We start from the raw sequence: 17,693 nt of genomic DNA, 5'->3' as shown, positions 1-17,693 counted from the left end.
CATCTCAGCGTACTGGTTGGCGTGCCATCATCTCGAGATAGAGGTCACGGTCGATATTGCCGCCGGACAGGATGACCGCAACTTCCTTGCCGCGCATGATTCGACGTTCTTTGAGGAGGGCGGCGAGCGCCGCCGCGCCGGCGCCTTCCGCCAGATTGTGCGTATCCTCGAAATAAGCCTGCATGGCGCTTGCGATATCGTCGTCGCTGACGGTCACGACCCGCTCGGCGCCCCGACCATAGATGGCCAAGGCCTCCGGTGAAGGAATGCGCACCGCCATGCCGTCGGCAAAGGTGTCTGCCGTGGCCGTCTCGACGATGCGTCCCGCTTCGAAGGACAGCTTTGCGCCGTCGGCCTTGTCGGAGACGACACCGACAACCTTCGTCCTCAGGGCGAGCGCATCGCGCGCGGCAATGACGCCGCAGATGCCGGAACCGAGGCCGATCGGGACATAGACCGTATCGAGGTCGGGCGCGGCGCAGAACAGTTCGAGCGCATAGGTGGCAACGCCGCGAACAAGTTCGGGATGGAAGGACGGCGCGAAGTACAAGTTCTCTTCTTCTGCCGCTTGCGCGGCCGCAATCCTTGCCTCGTCAAAGTCCTGACCCACCTCCACAAGTTCAGCACCGAAGGCGCGCATGGCGGCATTCTTCTCCCTGGAGTTGCCCTGCGGCACGAAGATCTTCGCCCTCAGGCCCAAGGCTTTCGCCGCCCGCGCTTGCGACTGGCCGTGATTACCGCGCGTCGCTGTCACAATGCCAGAAACGTCAGGATGCGCACGTCGCAGCCAATGCATGAAGGTGATGCCGCCCCGAATTTTGAATGCCCCGGTCGGCGTATGATTCTCGTGCTTCACCCAGACGGTCGTGCCGACACGCTCGCACAGCAGGGGCCAGACATACTGCGGCGTCGCCTGCATATGCGGATAAACGAGCTCGGCCGCGGCCTCCAGCTGTCCTCTCTCGAAGAGCATCAATCGCACCCCACATGGTCCGGAATCGAAGAGGGATTATGCACCGCACGATTGGTGACTTCCTGAAGAAAGTTTGGCTCCGACAGCAGCCAGCCGGCTCCCCCGACCGCCCTCGCCGACTTGCCCGATGACATACCGGATCTTTCGCTAGCTGCGGCGAATTGCGCGAAACCAGTGGATAGCCCGGCGGCAGCGCGGACATCACCCGATGAGTCGACACATACGCCCCTAGGTTTCCGCCTGTGTTGCTCGAGAATATTCTGTTGACAGCGGGGTTGGGAACGAACCGAGATTCTCGCCACGCCGCATGACCATCGTCGTCTTGCGGCATTCCCCGACACATCGATCACAGGCGCGTGCCTCTCCCGCGAACTGGCGACGCTCGCCGTGAGACATGGCCTGACGAGGATGATCGTCAGCGACAATGGCGCGGGTTCACCTCGAACGCCATCCTCGCCTGGGCTGATCAGAACCGCGTCGAATGGCACTACATCGCGCCGGGCAAGCCGATGCAGAACGGCTTCATCGAGAGCTTCAACGGCCGCCTGCAGGATGAATTGCTCAACGAGACGCTGTTTACTTCGCTGGCCCAGGCACGTGTGACGACCGCCCGGTGGCGCGCCTATCTACGCTCCGTCATCGATCGGGTCGACGCCGACGGCACCGAAATCCGCATCCACGGGGGCGAGATGTTTTGGAGCGGCTTGCGATGGAGAATGGGGCGATCAGGCAGGAGTATCCAGTTTCGTTCGGAAATGGCGCACCCGACACGATTCGAACGTGTGACCTTCGCCTTCGGAGGGCGACGCTCTATCCAGCTGAGCTACGGGTGCTTCGCCAAGGCGGGCGCAACCTAGCCCAGCTTCGACGTTCCTGCAATCGGGGATTGGCGCTCCTCCCCGATGATCTCGGCGCAGCCCCAAAAACGCCACCGACGCGACCGCTTCATAGACCGGTGGCATGAGGCTTTCCGCACCATGTTACGAGGGAAGTCCGATCAGGTATATCACCCTGACCGGACACGGGTCAGTGCCTTGCGATGGCATGCTCGATCCACAATCCCGCGGCGAGAAGAGCGTCGTCATCGCCGGACGGGAGCGAGAACAGGGCGGAGGTCGGCAGGCCCTCTGCATTGGTGCCGGACGGCAGGGCAAGACCAGGCATGTCCAGGAAGCTGCCGGCCATCGTCAGCGTGAGCGTGGCGAGATTGATGCGGGCAAACAGTTCGGGGTCGGCTTCGAGCGACGCGAGCTCCGGCGCCACATGCTTGACGGTCGGGAGCGCGAACAGCGCGCCGGCGAGATCGTCGGCGATGGAGCGCGACAGCGTGGCCTTGAGGCTACGCAGACGTCCGGCCGCCTCGGCGGTGATCGCCGCCGCACCGTCGAGCCGCTTCAGCACACGCGCATCGATGAGGTCGCGCTTTGGACCGCTGATCGCATCGAGATGCCAGGCGCGCGCCTCCACCGCGCCGAGCCAGCCGATCTCGGCGATGGCACGCCGTGCCTCGCGCCAGGCAGCCACCGGCGCGCGGCGCACGCGAGCGCCCGATGCTTCGAGACCAGCGAGCATCGCTTCGAAATTGGCCCGCACTGCATCTTCGAGGCCGTCCTCCTCCAGCACCGCCGGGTCGACGACAATGTCGGGTGCGGCCGATGCGGCTTCGGCAACTCGCCCGGTACCCCGCATCACCGCGTCGATGGTCACACAATCGGCAACCGTTCGGGCGATGGGCCCGAGGCTGTCGAGACTCTTCGCCAGCGGATAGACACCGGCCATGGCATAGCGCCCGCCCGACGCCTTGAAGCCGACAAGACCGTTGAGGGCGGCAGGCACCCGTACTGAGCCGGCGGTATCCGTTCCGATGCCGACGGGAACGATGCCGCGCTGGACGGCGACCGCCGAGCCGGAGGACGAGCCGCCGGGCACGCGGGGGGCCACCCCCGGGAAGTCCGGCGTCGGCGTGCCGAAATGCGGGTTCGGGCCGAGGCCGGAAAAGGCAAACTCGCTGAGATTGGTCTTGCCGAGCGGGATGAGGCCGACGCGCCGCGACGCTGCAACGACCGGCGCGTCCTCGCGGGCCATGGGCGCATCGTCCCGTGTGCGCGAGCCCGCGGTCGTCCGCGTACCGGCGATGTCGAAGAGGTCCTTCCAGGCGATCGGGATGCCGTCGAGCGGGCCGAGCGCCTTGCCGTTGCGCCGGCGCGCGGCGGCGGCGCAGGCCTCGGCCAGCGCCTCCTCGGCCATGAGGGTGATGAAAACGGCGGGGGCCGCGCGGGCCTTGTCGAGCGCCTCCTCGACGAGGCGCACGGGATCCGTCCGGCCCGACGCAAGGTCAGCCGCGATGTCGGTCAAAGTCTGATGAGCCATGCCGTTCTTCTGTCCCTGGATGGATATGGCGTGTGACGGCGTCAGCCGGTCACGATGGCAACGCTGGCGCTCGCGCCGATGCGCGAGGCGCCGGCGGCGAGCATGCGCAGGGCGTCCTCGCGCGTGCGGATGCCCCCCGAGGCCTTGACGCCGATGCCCCGCCCGACGACGCGGCGCATGAGTGCAACATCTTCCACAGTCGCGCCGGCCTTGCCGAAGCCGGTCGAGGTCTTGACGAAATCGGCACCGGCGGCGACCGCGAGGCGGCAGGCCACCTCCTTCTCAGCGTCTGAGAGGAGGCAGGTCTCGATGATGACCTTGAGCAGCGCGGGGCCGCAGGCCTCGCGGACGGCGGCAATGTCGGCGCCGACGTCGCCCTCCCGCCCCTCCTTCAGGGCGCCGACGTCGATGACCATGTCGACCTCGCGCGCGCCCGCAGCGACCACCCAGCGCGCCTCGGCGGCCTTGAGCAGGGAGGGCGTCGCCCCGAGCGGAAAGCCGACGACGGCGCAGGTGACGACGTCGCTGCCGGCGAGTGCCGCGGCGACATCCGGCACATGGACCGGATTGACGCAGACGGAGAAGAAGCCGTGCTCGCGCGCCTCGCGGCAAACCTGCGCGATATCAGCGCGCGTCGCGTCCGCCCGAAGAATCGTATGGTCGATGGTGCGCGCAAGTTCGTCGCGCGTCAGGGTCGTCATATGGGCCGCCTCTGCCTCGGGCACATCTTATAGGGCGCGCCGCGCAGCGCCCGCAAGCTCAGAAGCCGAGAGCGCAGCCATCCTTACGCTGGTCGGAGCCGGCGTGCAGCACGCCGCGGGCGTGGTCGATCCAGATGGCCTGCCCGCCGCCCAAGGGCGAGGTGCGTGGCTTGATCGCATGGCCCTTGGCGGCGAGCGCGGCGATAACGCTCTCGCCGAGGGTCGGCTCTACCTCCAGCACGCCGTTGAAGGCGAAGCTGCGCGGCGCATCGAGCGCCGCCTGCACGTCGAGGCCCCGGTCGAGCATGCCGGAGAGGAAGGCCGCATGGCCGGCCGCCTGATAATGTCCGCCCATCACGCCGAAGGGCGCCACGGTGCGCCCGCCGCGGCGCAGGAGGCCGGGTATGATGGTGTGCATGGGCCGCTTGCGCGGGGCGATGGCATTGGGATGCCCCTCGATGAGGTTGAAGGACGCGCCGCGATTGTGCAGCACAATGCCCGTCTTGGGGTCGAGCCGCGTCGAGCCAAAGGCGTGGAAGATCGAATTGATGAAGGAGATGGCGTTGCCGTCGCGGTCCACCGCGCAGAGATAGACCGTATCCCGGTGCTCCGGCTCGTGCCAGAGCGCCGGTGCGCCGGCCTGCCCCATGTCGATGCGGCCGCGCAGCGCGTGCGCCACTTCGTCCGAGAGCAGTTGCTCGACCGGGTAGGGCAGATGCGCGGGATCGGCGATGAGCGCGTCGCGGTGATGGTAGGCAAGCTTGGTCGCCTCGGCATGGAGGTGCACGCGCTCGGCGAGCGGCAGCTTCTCCGACAGGTCGAAGCCGGCGAGCACGTTGAGCATCATGAGCGCTGCGAGGCCCTGACCGTTGGGCGGGCATTCGTAGACATCATAGCCGTGATAGCTGGTGACGATCGGCGTCACGTAATCGGCCCCGTCGGCCGCATCGGCGAAATCCTCGAGCGTGTGCAGGCCGCCGAGGCCGTTGAGAAAGCGCACCAGGCTCTCGGCTGTGCGGCCGAGATAGAAGGCCGCGGCGCCGTCGCGGGCGATCTCGCGCAGGCGCTGCCCGAGCAGCGGCTGGGCATGCCGCTCGCCCTCGGTCGGCGCGCGTCCGCCAGGCAAGAAAACGGTCTTGGCGCCGGCATCGCGCGCCAGAAGCGGGACCTCCTCCGCCCAGTCGAGGGCGACGCGCGCGGTGACCGGATAGCCATTCTCGGCATAGGCGATGGCGCGGGCGAAGAGCCGCTCCAGCGGCAGGCGGCCGTGGTCGCGGTGCAGCTTCGTCCAGGCGGCGATGGCGCCCGGCACGGTGACGGCATGGGGGCTGGTGCGCTCGATGGTGGAGACGCCGAGGTCCTTGAGGCGTCCCACGCTCGCCGCCGCCGGGGCGCGGCCGCTGCCGTTGAGGGCGAGGACTTCGCCACCGGCCGGGGCGTAGAGGACGAAGCAGTCGCCGCCGATGCCCGTCATGTGCGGCTCGACCACGCATTGCACGGCAACTGCCGCGATGGCGGCATCGACGGCATTGCCGCCGCAGGCGAGGACATCAAGCCCTGCCGCGGTTGCGAGCGGGTGCGACGTGGCGATGGTCGCCTCGCCCGCAAGTGTCGGTCCACGTCCCGGCCTGAAGAAATCGCGCATGCCTGTCCCCAACCGCCCTGCCCTTGCCGCCTGCACGCGGTGCGACGCCGCGCCGGTCCCATGGCGGTAACAGCGGCGGGCGCTGCGTGCAAGGGCGGGGCGTTCAATGCGACAAGGCCTTCTGTCCTTCCCCGGCATGCCCCTCGTCCCGCGTCTTCCACAGAGACCAGCCGATGCCGGCGCCGAGGATGGCAAAGGTCACGGCGAGCGACCATTCGGCCGGGAACTTCGCCCAGCCGAAAAGATCGGCGACGAACACCTTCGAGCCGATGAAGACGAGCAGGACCGCGAGCGCCTGCTTGAGATAGGCGAAGCGGTGCAGCACGGCGGCGAGCGCGAAATAGAGCGCGCGCAGGCCGAGGATGGCGAAGATGTTCGACGTGTAGACGATGTAGGGATCGGTGGTGATGGCGAAGATGGCCGGCACCGAGTCAACCGCGAAGATGACGTCGGCGATCTCGATGAAGACGAGCGCCAGGAACAGCGGCGTCAGGAAGAGGATGCTGCGGCCGTTGCCGCTGCGGCGACGCACGAAGAAGCGCTCACCGTGGAGGCGCCGCGTCACGCGGAAGCGGCGCTTGATCAGCCTGAGCAAGGGGTTCTGCGCGAGGTCCGTCTCCTGATCCCCCCACCACAGCATCTTGAGCCCGGTGACGATGAGGAAGGCGGCGAAGAGATAGAGCACCCATTCATATTGCGCGACGAGGGCGGCGCCGAAGCCGATCATGATGGCGCGCAGCACGATGACGCCGAGGATGCCCCAGAACAGCACACGGTGCTGGTAGCGCCGCGGAATGGCGAAGAAGCCGAAGATCATCGCGATGACGAAGATGTTGTCCATCGCGAGGCTCTTTTCGACCACGAAGCCGGTAATGTACTCGACGCTGGCCTGGGTGCCGAGCTGCCACCACACGAAACCGCCAAAGCCGAGACCAAGCACGATGTAGAAGGCCGAGAGCGCAAGGCTCTCGCGCACCCCGATCTCGCGGGAGCCACGATGCAGCACGCCGAGGTCTAGGGCCAGCAGCGCCATAACGAGGCCCATGAAGCCGAGCCACATCCACAGCGGATGGCCAAGAAAAAAGCTGGTGAGAACGTCCATCGGTTTCCTCTCTGTGCGGAGGGGAAACCCGATGCAGAACCCTGACTGGACAAAGGCAGAAATCCGGACCCTGCATCGAGTTCACCCGATGCGGTCCGACATCACGATGCATGGCATCGCCAGAGGGGCCCGGCCCGCGGCCGACGACGTGGGAAGTGGCCGGGCCAATGTCAAGAGCGGACGCGGCGCCGGCTGGTCGATTTTGCCCCGACAGGCGGCCTGATGCGCTAAGACGTCGGAACGCGGGTTTTTCAAAGGGCAGGCCGGCGATGATCGACCTCAGAAACATCGAGACCTTCTTCTGGGCGGCAGCACTCGGCAGCCTGCGTGCGGCCTCCGAAAAGCTCGGCACGACACAGCCGGCCGTATCGCACCGTATCGCCTCGCTCGAGGAGGCGCTGGGAGTGCGCCTCTTCGAGCGGGACGCACGCGGCGTGACGCTGACCGCCAAGGGGCAGGAGCTGCTGTCCCACGCCGAGCGCATGATCCAGCTCCGCTGCGACATGGTGCGCGCCGCCCAGGACCAGAACGTGATGAGCGGCACCGTGCGTATCGGGGTCGCCGAGACCATCGTGCAGACGTGGCTGTCGCGGCTCATCGAGCAGGTGCACGCCACCTATCCGGCGCTGGCGCTCGAGATCGAGGTCGACAGCTCGATGGTGTTGCGCTCGCACCTCATGTCGCGGCAGATCGACCTCGCCTTCCTGATGGGGCCCGTGCTGGAGGAACGGGTTGAGAACGTCCACCTGTGCACCTATCCGCTCGCCTGGGTGGCGAGCCCGCGGCTGAAGCTCGGCGACGGGCCCATCACGCTGAGGCGCCTGTCGGATCGTCCGATCATCACCTATCCCTCCAACAGCCGGCCCTATCTCGTGCTGCGCGACATGCTGGCGCGCGCCGGCGTGAAGGCCCGCCTCTACGGCAGCGCTTCGCTCTCCATGGTGGTACGCATGGCGCGTGACGGCATCGGCGCGGCCGTGATCGCCCCGGTTTTCCTCGACAAGGAGCTCGCCAGCGGAGACTTGAAGATTATTGATGTCGAGACCGATCCGCTGCCGGACCTGAGCTTCACCGCCACCTGGATCAACGGCCCGGAAAGCCACGCCGCCCGCGTGATCGCCGCGATGGCGCGGGAGGTTGCCGTACAAGCCGATGGCGACGTGACGAGCAGCTCCAAGGCGGCGGGTTAAACTGTATTTATACCCCCTATTCGAACATACGATTGGACAGGAAAATCAATCACGGCATGCAATGCGGGCAGGGCGCCGGCTGCGGCCGGTGCGGCGGAGAGCCGCCACAAATCCAGCCAGGGGGACTGATACCGTGAATTGCATCCTTCGTGCCGCCATTGCCGTCACCGCGCTCGCCGGATCGGCCGCGCTCGCCCAGGATCTGCCGAAGACGCACCTCAAGATCGTCGGCGGCCTCAGCAACCTCACGGCCTACAACGACTACGAGAGGCCGTTCTGGACCCAGAAGGTGCCGGAGCTGTCGAACGGCCAGATCACGGCCGAGATCAAGGGTTTCAACGAAATGGGACTGAAGGGGCCGGAGCTGCTGCGCCTCATGTCCCAGGGCGTCGTCGAGTTCGGCACGGCCACCCTCTCCTATTTTGCCAGCGACAACGCCATCAACGAAGCCATCGACCTCGCCGGTCTCGCCCCGGACGTGAAGACGGCACGCGCTGTCACCGAGGCGTTCACGCCGGTCTACGAAAAGTTCTACGGTGACGGCGCGAAGGTGAAGCTGCTCGGCATCTCGACCTATCCGGCACAGGTGCTGTTCTGCAACGCGGAGATCAACAAGCTCTCTGACCTCAAAGGCAAGAAGGTGCGCACCTCGAGCCGCACCCAGGCGGAGTTCGTCGAGGCCTTCGGCGGCACGAGCGTGACCATGGCCTTCGGCGAGGTGGTGCCGGCCCTGCAGAACAAGGTGGTCGACTGCGCCATCACCGGCTCGCTCTCCGGCTACTCGGCCAAGTGGTACGAGGTCTCCACGCACCTCTATGCCCTGCCGATCAACTGGAATCAGCAGATTCACGCCGTCAACCAGGCGGCCTGGAACAAGCTCGACCCCAAGGTGCAGGCCTTCATCGAGACGAACGTCAAGACGCTCGTCGACGACATCTGGAAGGCAGCCGCCGAGCAGACGGAGCTGGGCTATGCCTGCAACACGGGCTCCGATGCCTGCACCCTGCCGGTCAAGGGCAAGATGAAGCTGGTGACGCCGAGCGAGGCGGACCGCCAGTTGCTGCGCGGGGCGCTGGGCGAGATGGTGCTGCCGAAGTGGGCGGCGCGCTGCTCGGCGGACTGCGTGAAGGATTTCAACGACACCGTCGGCAAGGTGCTCAACATCTCCGTCTCGAAGTAAGGGAATGGTGCGCCGCCCGCGCGGCGCACTCACCCGAGGCGCCGCAGCAGCGGCGCCCCCGATCCCGACGAGGTGGAGCCCATGTCCCTGCATCGTCTTTCCCTCGCCGGCCTGACGCGCGGCGCAGAACGCCTGTCGCTTCTCGCCGTGTGGGCGAGCGGCGCCCTCACCATCGGCAGCGTGCTGCTGATCTCCTTCGACGTCATCGCGCGGAAGTTCTTCGGCTTCAGCACCGGCGGCGCCGACGAACTGTCGAGCTATGCCTTCGCCATCAGCACGTCCTGGTCGCTCGCCTTCGCCACCTTGCAGCGGGCGAATGTTCGCGTCGACGTGATCTATCAGCACCTTCCGGTGCGCCTGTCGGCCCTCCTCGACTGGATCTCCATCGTCGCGCTCGGCGTCTTCATGGCCATGCTGACGTTCTACGCCTACGACGTCGTCGCCACCTCCTGGGCTGAAGGTTCGACCGCCAACACGCCGCTCGGCACGCCGCTCTACATCCCGCAGGGACTATGGCTGGCGGGGCTCTGCTGGATGTGTCTCGTCCTCGCGCTGATGCTGCTGCGCGCTTCGATCGCGCTCGCCAGCGGCGATACCGACGCGGTCAAGGCCATCGCCGGCGTGCGCTCGGCGAAGGAGGAGGCAGCGGAAGAGGCGGCAGCCGGCGAACGCCTCGTCAAGGAGGCTGCGGCATGATCGCGACTGCACTCGTCCTTCTATTCGTCCTCATCGGGCTCTCCATTCCGGTCGGGGCGGCGCTCGGCGTGCTCGGGCTCATTCTCGACCCGCTCTATTCCATGCTGCCGCTGACGCGCGCCATGGGCGAGCTCGCCTGGAGCACGAACAACGAATTCCTGCTCGTCGCCATCCCGCTCTTCATCCTCCTCGGCGAGGTGCTGCTGAGGGCCGGCTTCGCGGAGCGCATGTATGCGGCCATGAGCCTGTGGCTGTCGTGGATGCCCGGTGGCCTGATGCATGCCAATATCGGCGCCTCGACGCTCTTTTCCGCCACCTCCGGCTCGAGCGTCGCGACGGCCGCCACGGTCGGCACCGTCGCCATCCCGCAGATCCGCCGCTACGGCTACAACGAGCCGCTCTTTCTCGGCAGCATCGCGGCCGGCGGCACGCTCGGCATCCTCATCCCGCCGTCGATCAACCTCGTCATCTACGGCGTCCTGACCAATTCCTCGGTGCCGAAGCTCTATCTCGCCGGCATCATCCCGGGCCTGCTCATGGCCGGGCTGTTCATGGCCGTCATCGCCGGCGGCTGCCTGGCACGGCCCGGCTGGAGCGGTCATCAGGTCCGCGCCTCGTGGGGCGAGCGCTTCCGCGGCCTCGCGCATCTTGCCCCGCCGCTCGGCATCTTCCTCCTCGTCGTGGGCTCGATCTATGCCGGGCTGGCGACGCCGACGGAAGCGGCAGCGCTCGGGGTACTCGGCGCCCTCATCCTGGCCGCCTGCTTCGGGCGCCTGACATGGGCGATGCTGCGCGGCGCCGTCGAAGGCGCCATGAAGTCGACGGCCATGATCATGCTGATCGTGATCGCGGCCGGCTTCCTCAACTTCATCATGTCGGCGACCGGCCTCACCGACGCCATCACCGGCTCCATGAGCGGCCTCGGCCTGTCGCCCGCCTGGATGCTGCTGATCGTCATCGTCTTCTACCTCGTGCTCGGCTGTTTCATGGAGACCCTCTCCATGATGATCACGACGATCCCGATCATCGCGCCGATCATGATCGGCCTCGGCTACGATCCGATCTGGCTCGGCATCGTCATCATCGTACTGGTCGAGGCGGCGCTGATCACCCCGCCCGTGGGGCTCAACCTCTTTGTCGTGCAGAGCCTGCGCAAAGCCGGATCGATGGACGCGGTCATCGTGGGCACGCTGCCCTTCGTCCTCGCCATGTTCTTCATGCTCGCGCTACTCGCCTTCTTCCCGGCGCTCGCCCTGTGGCTGCCGGGCCTCTTCGGGTGAGCGACCAAGCTTCCTACCGCTGAAGGACCATCATGAGACTTGCCTTCGACATCGCCGGCGTTGCGGGCGCCGGTGCTCTCGACATCGACATATCGGCGCTCGTCATCGCCGGTTGGGCCGGGCGCGATCGCCACGCGATCGAGCACCACATTGAGGAACTCGCCGCCATCGGCGTGCCGCGGCCGAGCACGGTGCCGCTCTACTACCGCGTGTCGGACAGCCTGCTGACGCAGGCGCCGCGCATCCAGGTGGTGGGCGGCGAGAGTTCGGGCGAGGTCGAGGTCTTCCTCTTCCAGGCCGGCGGCGAACTCTTCGTCAGCCTCTCGTCCGACCACACCGACCGCAAGCTCGAGACCGTGAGCGTCGCCCTGTCGAAACAGGTCTGCGCCAAGCCGGTGGCGCGGCAGGCCTGGCGCTTCGCAGAGGTCGCCGGCCACTGGGACGAGCTCGTCATCCGCTCGCACATCGTCGAGAACGGCGCGCGCGTCGTCTACCAGGAGGGCCGGCTCGCCGCGCTGCAGCCGCCGCTCGACCTCGTCGCGGGCTTCACCGGCGGCGCGGCCACGCTGCCGGAGGGAACGGCGATGCTCTGCGGCACCGTCGGTGCCAACGGCGGCATCCGCCCGGCCGTGTCCTTCACCATGGAGCTCTTCGACCCGCGCAGCGGCCGCACGCTCGGTCACGGCTACGACATCGAGGTTCTGCCGGAAGTCGCGTGAGCCGCCGTTCGGCCAAGAGCAAGGGACATCATCCATGTCACCAGACTTCGACCGCGCGGATCCCCATGCGGTGCGCCTTGCCGCCCGCACGGGCGCGCTGACGGGACACACGGCCCATCTCGCGCCGGGGCGCGTCCAGGCGAATCTCGCCATCCTGCCGGTGGCGCTGGCCCATGACTTCCTGCGCTTTTGCCAGCGCAATCCCAAGCCCTGTCCGCTTCTGGCCGTGTCCGAGCCCGGCGATCCGATGTTGCCGATGCTCGGACGCGACGTCGACATCCGCACGGACGTGCCGCGCTACCGCGTCTGGTGCGACGGTGAACTCGTCTCCGAGCCGACGGACATTCGCGACCTGTGGCGCGACGACCTCGTCGCCTTCCTCATCGGCTGCTCCTTCTCCTTCGAGGCGGCGATGCTCGCCGACGGCCTGCCGGTGCGCCACATCGAGCAGGGCACCAACGTGCCGATGTACCGGACCAACGTGCCGACCGTTGAGGCCGGCCCCTTCGGGGGACCGATGGTCGTTTCCATGCGGCCGCTGACCGCCGCCCAGGCCATCCGGGCCGTGCAGGTGACGTCGCGCTTTCCGGCCGTGCACGGAGCGCCGGTGCATCTCGGCGACCCGGCCGCGATCGGCATCGCCGATATCGGCAAGCCAGACTATGGCGATCCCGTCGAGATGCGGCCCGGCGAGATCCCGGTCTTCTGGGCCTGCGGCGTGACGCCCCAGTCGGTCATCGAACATGCCCGCCCGCCGTTCTCGATCTCGCACGCGCCGGGGCACATGCTCGTCACCGACCTCAGCAACAGCGCCGTCGCGGTGATGTAGAGGGCGCTCGCGCGCCGGCGACAACGACAGGCGAGAATTTACCCGGACGGCCTCGCCGGCTATGCTCGTCCGGCCCCGAACAGCGACGGGCCGGACGATGCACCATTACGCCATCTTCGAGACGGACGCCGGCTTCTGCGGCATCGCGTGGGGCGAGAGCGGCATCGTGCGCTTTCAGCTGCCGACCACGGACGCCGCCGGCACCGAGCGCCTGCTGCAACGGCGCCTGCCGGACGCGGTCCCAGGCACGCCGCCTCCACCCGTCGCCGAGACGATCGCGGCGGCAAAAGCCTATTTCGCCGGCCGCGAGACGGATTTTTCCGCCTGCGTGCTCGACCTTGGCGGCCGCGATGCCTTCGCCAGGGAGATTTATGCCGCGGCCCGGCGCGTCGGCTGGGGGCATACGACGACCTACGGCACGCTCGCGCGCGAGGTCGGCGCCGGTCCGGAGGCGGCGCGTGACGTCGGCCGGGCCATGGCGGAAAACCCGGTGCCACTGATCATCCCGTGCCACCGGGTGCTGGCGGCTGGCGGGCGGCTCGGTGGCTTCTCCGCCCCCGGCGGCACTACGGCCAAGCTGCGCATGCTGGCGCTGGAAGGGATCGACCTTGCGCCGGAGCCGGCGCAGCAGTCCTTCGCCTTCTAGGATCTGCCGCGGGCAGGTCGCCTTTGAGCGACCTCAAGGCGCGGCCGCCGCTGCGGTTCCACGATGCTCCGTCGACAGGCGACAGGGAGCCTCACCATGATCCGCGACATTCTCGTGCATCTCGACGGCAGTGCTCAAGACGAGACACGCATCATCCATGCCGAAGCCATCGCCGGGCATTTCGATGCCCATGTGACCGGGCTCTTCACCAATATCGTGCCGACGCCCTTCATCCCCGCGGCCGACGGCCTCGCCGCGGCCAGCATCCTCGAGGAAAGCCGCCGGCAGGCCGAGGCGGCGGGAGAGTCCCAGGCGGCACGCCTGGCGCAGCGCCTCGACACGCTCGCAATGCCCAGCGAGCTGCGCCGGTTCGATCTTTTCGCCGATGCCGTCTGGAGCGCCGTTGCGCGGCAGGCGCGCGCCTGCGATCTCTTCGTCGCCCTGCGCCCGTACGGCGCCGACGGTTCATCGCACTGGCCGGAGGTGGTGGAGGCCGCCCTCTTCGGCTCCGGCCGCGGAGTCTACCTTGCGCCACCCGATGCGCCCGCTCGGGCGTTCGAAACCGTGCTCGTCGCCTGGAGCGATACGCGCGAGGCCGCCCATGCGGTGGCGGAGGCGATGCCCCTGCTGCGACTGGCGAAGCAGGTCGTGGTCGCCACGGTCGACGCCGATGGCCCTCCCGAGGAAGATCGCGAGGAGCCCGGCGCCGATCTCGCCCGCCATCTCGACCGGCACGGCGTCCGGGTCGAATTGCGGCACGTGCCCGAATGGCGCGAGGTTTCGCGTGCGCTGCTCAACGAGACCGAGAAGAGCGGTGCCGATCTCGCCGTGCTCGGCGCCTATGGGCATTCGCGCCTGCGCGAATGGGTGCTCGGCGGGGCGACGCGCGATTTCCTGACGCAATGCCCGGTTCCGATGCTGATGGCCCATTAGGCCGGGCCATCAAGAGGTGGCCGCCCCTGCGGATGCCGGGGCGGCCTCGTTTCGCCCCTGCCCGCTCACCGGTAGACGAGGACGGGGATCGTCGAATGGGTGAGTACCTTCAGCGTCACGCTGCCCAGCACGATGGCAGCCACGCCGCCGCGGCCGTGCGAACCCATCGCGATGAGGTCGCAGCCGCGCTCCTTGGCGGTATCGATGATGGCGCGATAGGGCTCGTCATGCACCACCTGCACCGTCTCGTAGGGCACACCGTTCACCCGCGCGACATTGCTTGCGGAGGACAGGAAGCCGGCCGCGCGCCGGCGTGCATGATCCTCGTACTCCGCCCGCGTATCCGTGAGCTGCTCGGCGTCCGTCGAGAGGAGGTGGAAGGGTTCCACGACCGTCAGTAACGTCACCTTGGCTCCGGCGTCGCGCGCGAAGGCCATCGCCTGTTCGACGGCCGCCGCCGACAGGAGTGAACCATCCGTCGGAATGAGAATGTTCTTGTACATGGCGCTCCCCTATTGGCGCTCCCTTTGTCGATGCGCGGGAAGGGTAAACGGGTAGGCCACGGCCGCGCCTTGCGCAGGATCAAGCCGACCCTGCGACGTTTGACCCATGTCAAGGAGCCCATGCGCGGGGGTGTTTTGATGTCCGTGGCAGCGCCGTCGGCCTGAGCCGACCGCTCGGCCCCGAGGCCGCGGTCTCAGCGCTCCGGGCGCCCGCTTCCAGGCCGGCCCGCCGCTGCCCCCGCGACAGGAGCACGACCATGCCTGAAGCAACCAAACTTCCCATCGAGACCGAGAAGCAAACTGCACCCGCGCCCGCTGCCCGGTGGACGCCCTTCGACAGCCTGCGCCGGGAGATCGACAGGCTGTTTGACGACCTCCATGTCGGCTCGTGGCGCATGCCCTTCGCCCGTGCGGAGTTCCAATCCGAACGGCCGTGGCTGCGCGAGAGCGCCTTTGCCCTCACCCCCGCGGTGGATGTGGTCGAGCGCGAGAAGGAATACGAGATCAGCGCCGAATTGCCGGGCCTCGAGCAGAAGGACGTCGAGGTGCGCCTGGCCAACGGCACGCTCATCGTCAGGGGCGAAAAGCGCGAGACCAAGGAAGAACACGACAAGGACTATTATGTGTCCGAGCGCCGCTACGGCACCTTCATGCGCTCGTTCCGTGTTCCCGACACGGTCGATACGGCCGGCATCGAGGCCCGGTTCGCGAACGGGGTGCTGACGGTCAAGCTGCCGAAATCCGCAGAGGCCCGGAAGAACGAGAAGAAGATCGACGTCAAGACCGGCTAGCCCTGAAACCTGCGGCGTTGTCGGCAAGGGTCGGCCGGCGGCGGACGCCGCCGTCGGCTTCGACATCAGCGCGCGAACCGCTCGCACGTGGCGCGCCCGGTGGCGGACGGCCGACATCGCCGGACTCGCGAAATGATCGCCGGGCCTGCCGCTGACCGGCGGGCGCAGCAAGAACCCTCGACACCTTCGGTCTACGCCAGCCCTGCCCTGCAGGGCCATATCAGCATGGGCTGTGACGCAAGGGGCAAGCCGGCCGTCACGGCGGCGAGGCGCACGGGCGCGGCATCGGTGGCAGGGCCCGCCGGAGCGCCGGTCATCCGGTCGGCGTGGACAGGCGGATTTCGCGATTGACGATGCGGCCATTATGGCCACGATGGGCCTTTCAAGAAGGGGGCGGCGCATGAAGGCGCTCTCGGCCCGCGAGGCCAAGTACAACTTCGGACGGCTGATCGACACGGCCCGCGCGGAGCCCGTGGTGATCGAGAAGCACGGGCGTCCGGTCGTGGTGGTGCTCGCGGTCGAGGAATACGAGAAGCTGACCGGCAACGCCGTTCCGCCGTCCCGCGACAAGCCCGCTGAAACGAACGGTGACTGATGCCGATCCTGAACTGGCTGACCCGCGACGAGGACCTTCGCCGCGCGAGCCGCGTGCCCTACCGTCTTCTGGAGGAAGTCCCGGACCTGTCGGCGGGCGACGGCAGCGCGGGCAACATGCTGATCCAGGGCGACAACCTCGAGGCGCTGAAGGCGCTGCTGCCGTTCTATGCCGGCCGGGTGAAATGCATCTACATCGACCCGCCCTACAACACGCGCTCAGCCTTCGAGCACTACGACGACAACCTGGAGCACACGCAGTGGCTGGCCATGATGTGGCCGCGGCTGGAACTGCTGCGCGATTTGCTCGCCGAGGATGGCTCGATCTGGGTGTCCATCGACGACAACGAGGGGCACTACCTCAAGGTCATCATGGACGAGGTATTCGGTCGAACAAATTTTGTCGACACGATTGTTTGGGAGAAAGCCGACTCGCCTCGTAACTCGGCCCGCCGCTTTTCCTCGGATCACGACTACATCATGATCTATTCTCGGAACACTGCATGGGTCCCGCGACGGCTGCCCAGGACCGATGAAGCTAACTCGATCTACTCGAACCCCGATAACGATCCGCGGGGACCATGGCTGCCCGGCGACCCCTATGCGAACAAGCCATACTCGCGCGGTCAGTATACCATCAAAGGGCCAACTGGTCGGACGTTTTCCCCACCGCCTGGTAGATTCTGGCGTGTGTCTGAAGATCGCCTTCGTGAACTTGATCGGGACGGCCGAGTTTGGTGGGGACCGAACGGGAGCGCTCGACCGAGCATCAAGCGATACGTCTCCGAGGTTGCTGACCTAGTTCCCAGAACGCTCTGGTCAAAAACGGACGCTGGGAGCAACCGGACGTCAAAAAACGAAATGCGCGCTTTGTTTCCAAATGCGGCTTCATTTGACACGCCTAAGCCCGAAAGACTTGTGGGACGTATCCTACAAATCGCGACACAGGAAGGCGATCTCGTGCTCGACTCCTTCCTTGGCTCGGGCACGACGGCCGCTGTCGCGCACAAAATGGGCCGCCGGTACATCGGTATCGAGATGGGCGAACATGCCGTCAGCCACTGCGCGCCGCGCCTCAACAAGGTCATCGAGGGCGAACAGGGCGGCATTTCCGAAACCGTTGGTTGGCAGGGCGGCGGAGGCTTCCGCTTCTACCGTCTCGGCCCGCCCGTATTCGACGAGGACGGCCACATCCGGCAGGACATCCGCTTTCCCGTGCTTGCGGCGCATGTCTGGTTCTCGGAAACCGACCGGCCGTGGGACGGCAGCGGCGACAGCCCGCTGCTCGGCATTCATGACGGCCGCGCTCATGCGCTGCTCTACAACGGCATTCTCGGCGACAGGCGGCCGGGCGGCGGCAATGTGCTGACCCGCGCGACGCTCGCCATCATCCGCGAGGAGATCGCCAAGGTCGATCCGGCCTTCGACGGCCCGCTCACCATCTACGGCGAGCAGTCCCGGCTGACGCCCGCCACGCTCGACCGCGAGCGCATCACCTTCAAGCAGACGCCCTACGACGTCAAAGCGCGGGCCTGAGGGGG

The 17,693-nt window shown here is 67.2% G+C and carries 17 protein-coding genes, 1 tRNA gene and 1 pseudogene; 12 read left to right on the top strand and 7 right to left on the bottom strand.

Features of this window, described 5'->3' with window-relative positions; all coding sequences use genetic code 11:
* Window positions 1-4: 4 nt before the first annotated feature.
* Entirely contained in the window at window positions 5-973 is a 969-nt protein-coding gene (locus tag BOQ54_RS05140; protein WP_071923443.1) for a threonine dehydratase, read from the bottom strand.
* A 321-nt stretch (window positions 974-1,294) separates the two neighbouring features.
* Here BOQ54_RS05140 and BOQ54_RS05135 point away from each other — a divergent pair.
* Window positions 1,295-1,590, top strand: a pseudogene (locus BOQ54_RS05135) (transposase family protein); the annotation flags it as partial.
* Window positions 1,591-1,729: 139 nt separating this feature from the next.
* On the opposite strand, the gene BOQ54_RS05130 reads toward BOQ54_RS05135, so the two are convergent.
* From BOQ54_RS05130 to BOQ54_RS05110, 5 genes are all read right to left on the bottom strand, one after another.
* Window positions 1,730-1,806 (bottom strand) — tRNA-Arg (locus tag BOQ54_RS05130).
* A 193-nt stretch (window positions 1,807-1,999) separates the two neighbouring features.
* Window positions 2,000-3,343, bottom strand: coding sequence for an amidase family protein (locus tag BOQ54_RS05125; RefSeq protein WP_071923442.1), 1,344 nt, complete (start codon window positions 3,341-3,343; stop codon window positions 2,000-2,002).
* A 41-nt stretch (window positions 3,344-3,384) separates the two neighbouring features.
* Window positions 3,385-4,044: a deoxyribose-phosphate aldolase gene (gene deoC, locus BOQ54_RS05120; RefSeq protein ID WP_063189353.1), complete on the bottom strand. Its 660-nt coding sequence runs from the start codon at window positions 4,042-4,044 to the stop codon at window positions 3,385-3,387.
* Between the two features lie 58 nt (window positions 4,045-4,102).
* Complete coding sequence (locus tag BOQ54_RS05115) at window positions 4,103-5,689, bottom strand: gamma-glutamyltransferase family protein (protein WP_071923441.1); 1,587 nt, start codon at window positions 5,687-5,689, stop codon at window positions 4,103-4,105.
* A 103-nt stretch (window positions 5,690-5,792) separates the two neighbouring features.
* Window positions 5,793-6,791 carry a TerC family protein gene (locus BOQ54_RS05110; protein WP_063189349.1) on the bottom strand — a complete coding sequence of 333 codons (999 nt, stop codon included), beginning with the start codon at window positions 6,789-6,791 and terminating at the stop codon, window positions 5,793-5,795.
* A 269-nt stretch (window positions 6,792-7,060) separates the two neighbouring features.
* Here BOQ54_RS05110 and BOQ54_RS05105 point away from each other — a divergent pair, with 269 nt between their 5' ends.
* The 8 genes from BOQ54_RS05105 to BOQ54_RS05070 all read left to right on the top strand — a co-directional run bounded on the left by BOQ54_RS05105 (window position 7,061) and on the right by BOQ54_RS05070 (window position 14,264).
* Window positions 7,061-7,981, top strand: coding sequence for a LysR family transcriptional regulator (locus BOQ54_RS05105; protein ID WP_063189347.1), 921 nt, complete (start codon window positions 7,061-7,063; stop codon window positions 7,979-7,981).
* A 133-nt stretch (window positions 7,982-8,114) separates the two neighbouring features.
* Window positions 8,115-9,161: a TRAP transporter substrate-binding protein gene (locus BOQ54_RS05100; RefSeq protein WP_055461032.1), complete on the top strand. Its 1,047-nt coding sequence runs from the start codon at window positions 8,115-8,117 to the stop codon at window positions 9,159-9,161.
* Between the two features lie 81 nt (window positions 9,162-9,242).
* The gene (locus BOQ54_RS05095; protein WP_055461033.1) at window positions 9,243-9,857 is read left to right on the top strand and encodes a TRAP transporter small permease subunit; all 615 of its coding nucleotides are present in this window, start codon (window positions 9,243-9,245) and stop codon (window positions 9,855-9,857) included.
* Window positions 9,854-11,137: a TRAP transporter large permease gene (locus tag BOQ54_RS05090; RefSeq protein WP_055461034.1), complete on the top strand. Its 1,284-nt coding sequence runs from the start codon at window positions 9,854-9,856 to the stop codon at window positions 11,135-11,137. Before BOQ54_RS05095 ends, BOQ54_RS05090 begins: the two co-directional genes overlap by 4 nt.
* A gap of 32 nt (window positions 11,138-11,169) precedes the next feature.
* A complete protein-coding gene (locus tag BOQ54_RS05085) occupies window positions 11,170-11,856 on the top strand; it encodes a DUF2848 domain-containing protein (protein ID WP_071923440.1) in 687 nt (228 codons plus the stop codon).
* 34 nt (window positions 11,857-11,890) lie between these two features.
* Complete coding sequence (locus BOQ54_RS05080; protein WP_071923439.1) at window positions 11,891-12,685, top strand: putative hydro-lyase; 795 nt, start codon at window positions 11,891-11,893, stop codon at window positions 12,683-12,685.
* A gap of 97 nt (window positions 12,686-12,782) precedes the next feature.
* On the top strand, window positions 12,783-13,331 hold the full coding sequence (locus tag BOQ54_RS05075; protein ID WP_071923438.1) for a methylated-DNA--[protein]-cysteine S-methyltransferase: 549 nt from the start codon (window positions 12,783-12,785) through the stop codon (window positions 13,329-13,331).
* Between the two features lie 96 nt (window positions 13,332-13,427).
* Window positions 13,428-14,264 (top strand): universal stress protein, encoded by an 837-nt coding sequence (locus tag BOQ54_RS05070; RefSeq protein ID WP_071923437.1) that lies wholly within the window; start codon window positions 13,428-13,430, stop codon window positions 14,262-14,264.
* Between the two features lie 65 nt (window positions 14,265-14,329).
* Here BOQ54_RS05070 and BOQ54_RS05065 read toward each other — a convergent pair whose 3' ends face one another.
* A complete protein-coding gene (locus BOQ54_RS05065) occupies window positions 14,330-14,767 on the bottom strand; it encodes a universal stress protein (protein ID WP_055461038.1) in 438 nt (145 codons plus the stop codon).
* Window positions 14,768-15,024: 257 nt separating this feature from the next.
* On the opposite strand from BOQ54_RS05065, the gene BOQ54_RS05060 reads away from it, so the two are divergent.
* The 3 genes from BOQ54_RS05060 to BOQ54_RS05050 all read left to right on the top strand — a co-directional run bounded on the left by BOQ54_RS05060 (window position 15,025) and on the right by BOQ54_RS05050 (window position 17,688).
* The gene (locus BOQ54_RS05060) at window positions 15,025-15,558 is read left to right on the top strand and encodes an Hsp20/alpha crystallin family protein (RefSeq protein ID WP_063189339.1); all 534 of its coding nucleotides are present in this window, start codon (window positions 15,025-15,027) and stop codon (window positions 15,556-15,558) included.
* 400 nt (window positions 15,559-15,958) lie between these two features.
* The gene (locus BOQ54_RS05055; protein WP_055461040.1) at window positions 15,959-16,153 is read left to right on the top strand and encodes a type II toxin-antitoxin system Phd/YefM family antitoxin; all 195 of its coding nucleotides are present in this window, start codon (window positions 15,959-15,961) and stop codon (window positions 16,151-16,153) included.
* Entirely contained in the window at window positions 16,153-17,688 is a 1,536-nt protein-coding gene (locus BOQ54_RS05050) for a site-specific DNA-methyltransferase (RefSeq protein ID WP_071923436.1), read from the top strand. Before BOQ54_RS05055 ends, BOQ54_RS05050 begins: the two co-directional genes overlap by 1 nt.
* Window positions 17,689-17,693: the final 5 nt, after the last annotated feature.

It is taken from the genome of Chelatococcus daeguensis, assembly GCF_001887265.1.
Classification (GTDB): Bacteria; Pseudomonadota; Alphaproteobacteria; order Rhizobiales; family Beijerinckiaceae; genus Chelatococcus_A; species Chelatococcus_A sambhunathii.
The sequence above is the reverse complement of the archived record's forward strand: the minus strand, read 5'-3'. Positions and strand labels throughout refer to the sequence as shown.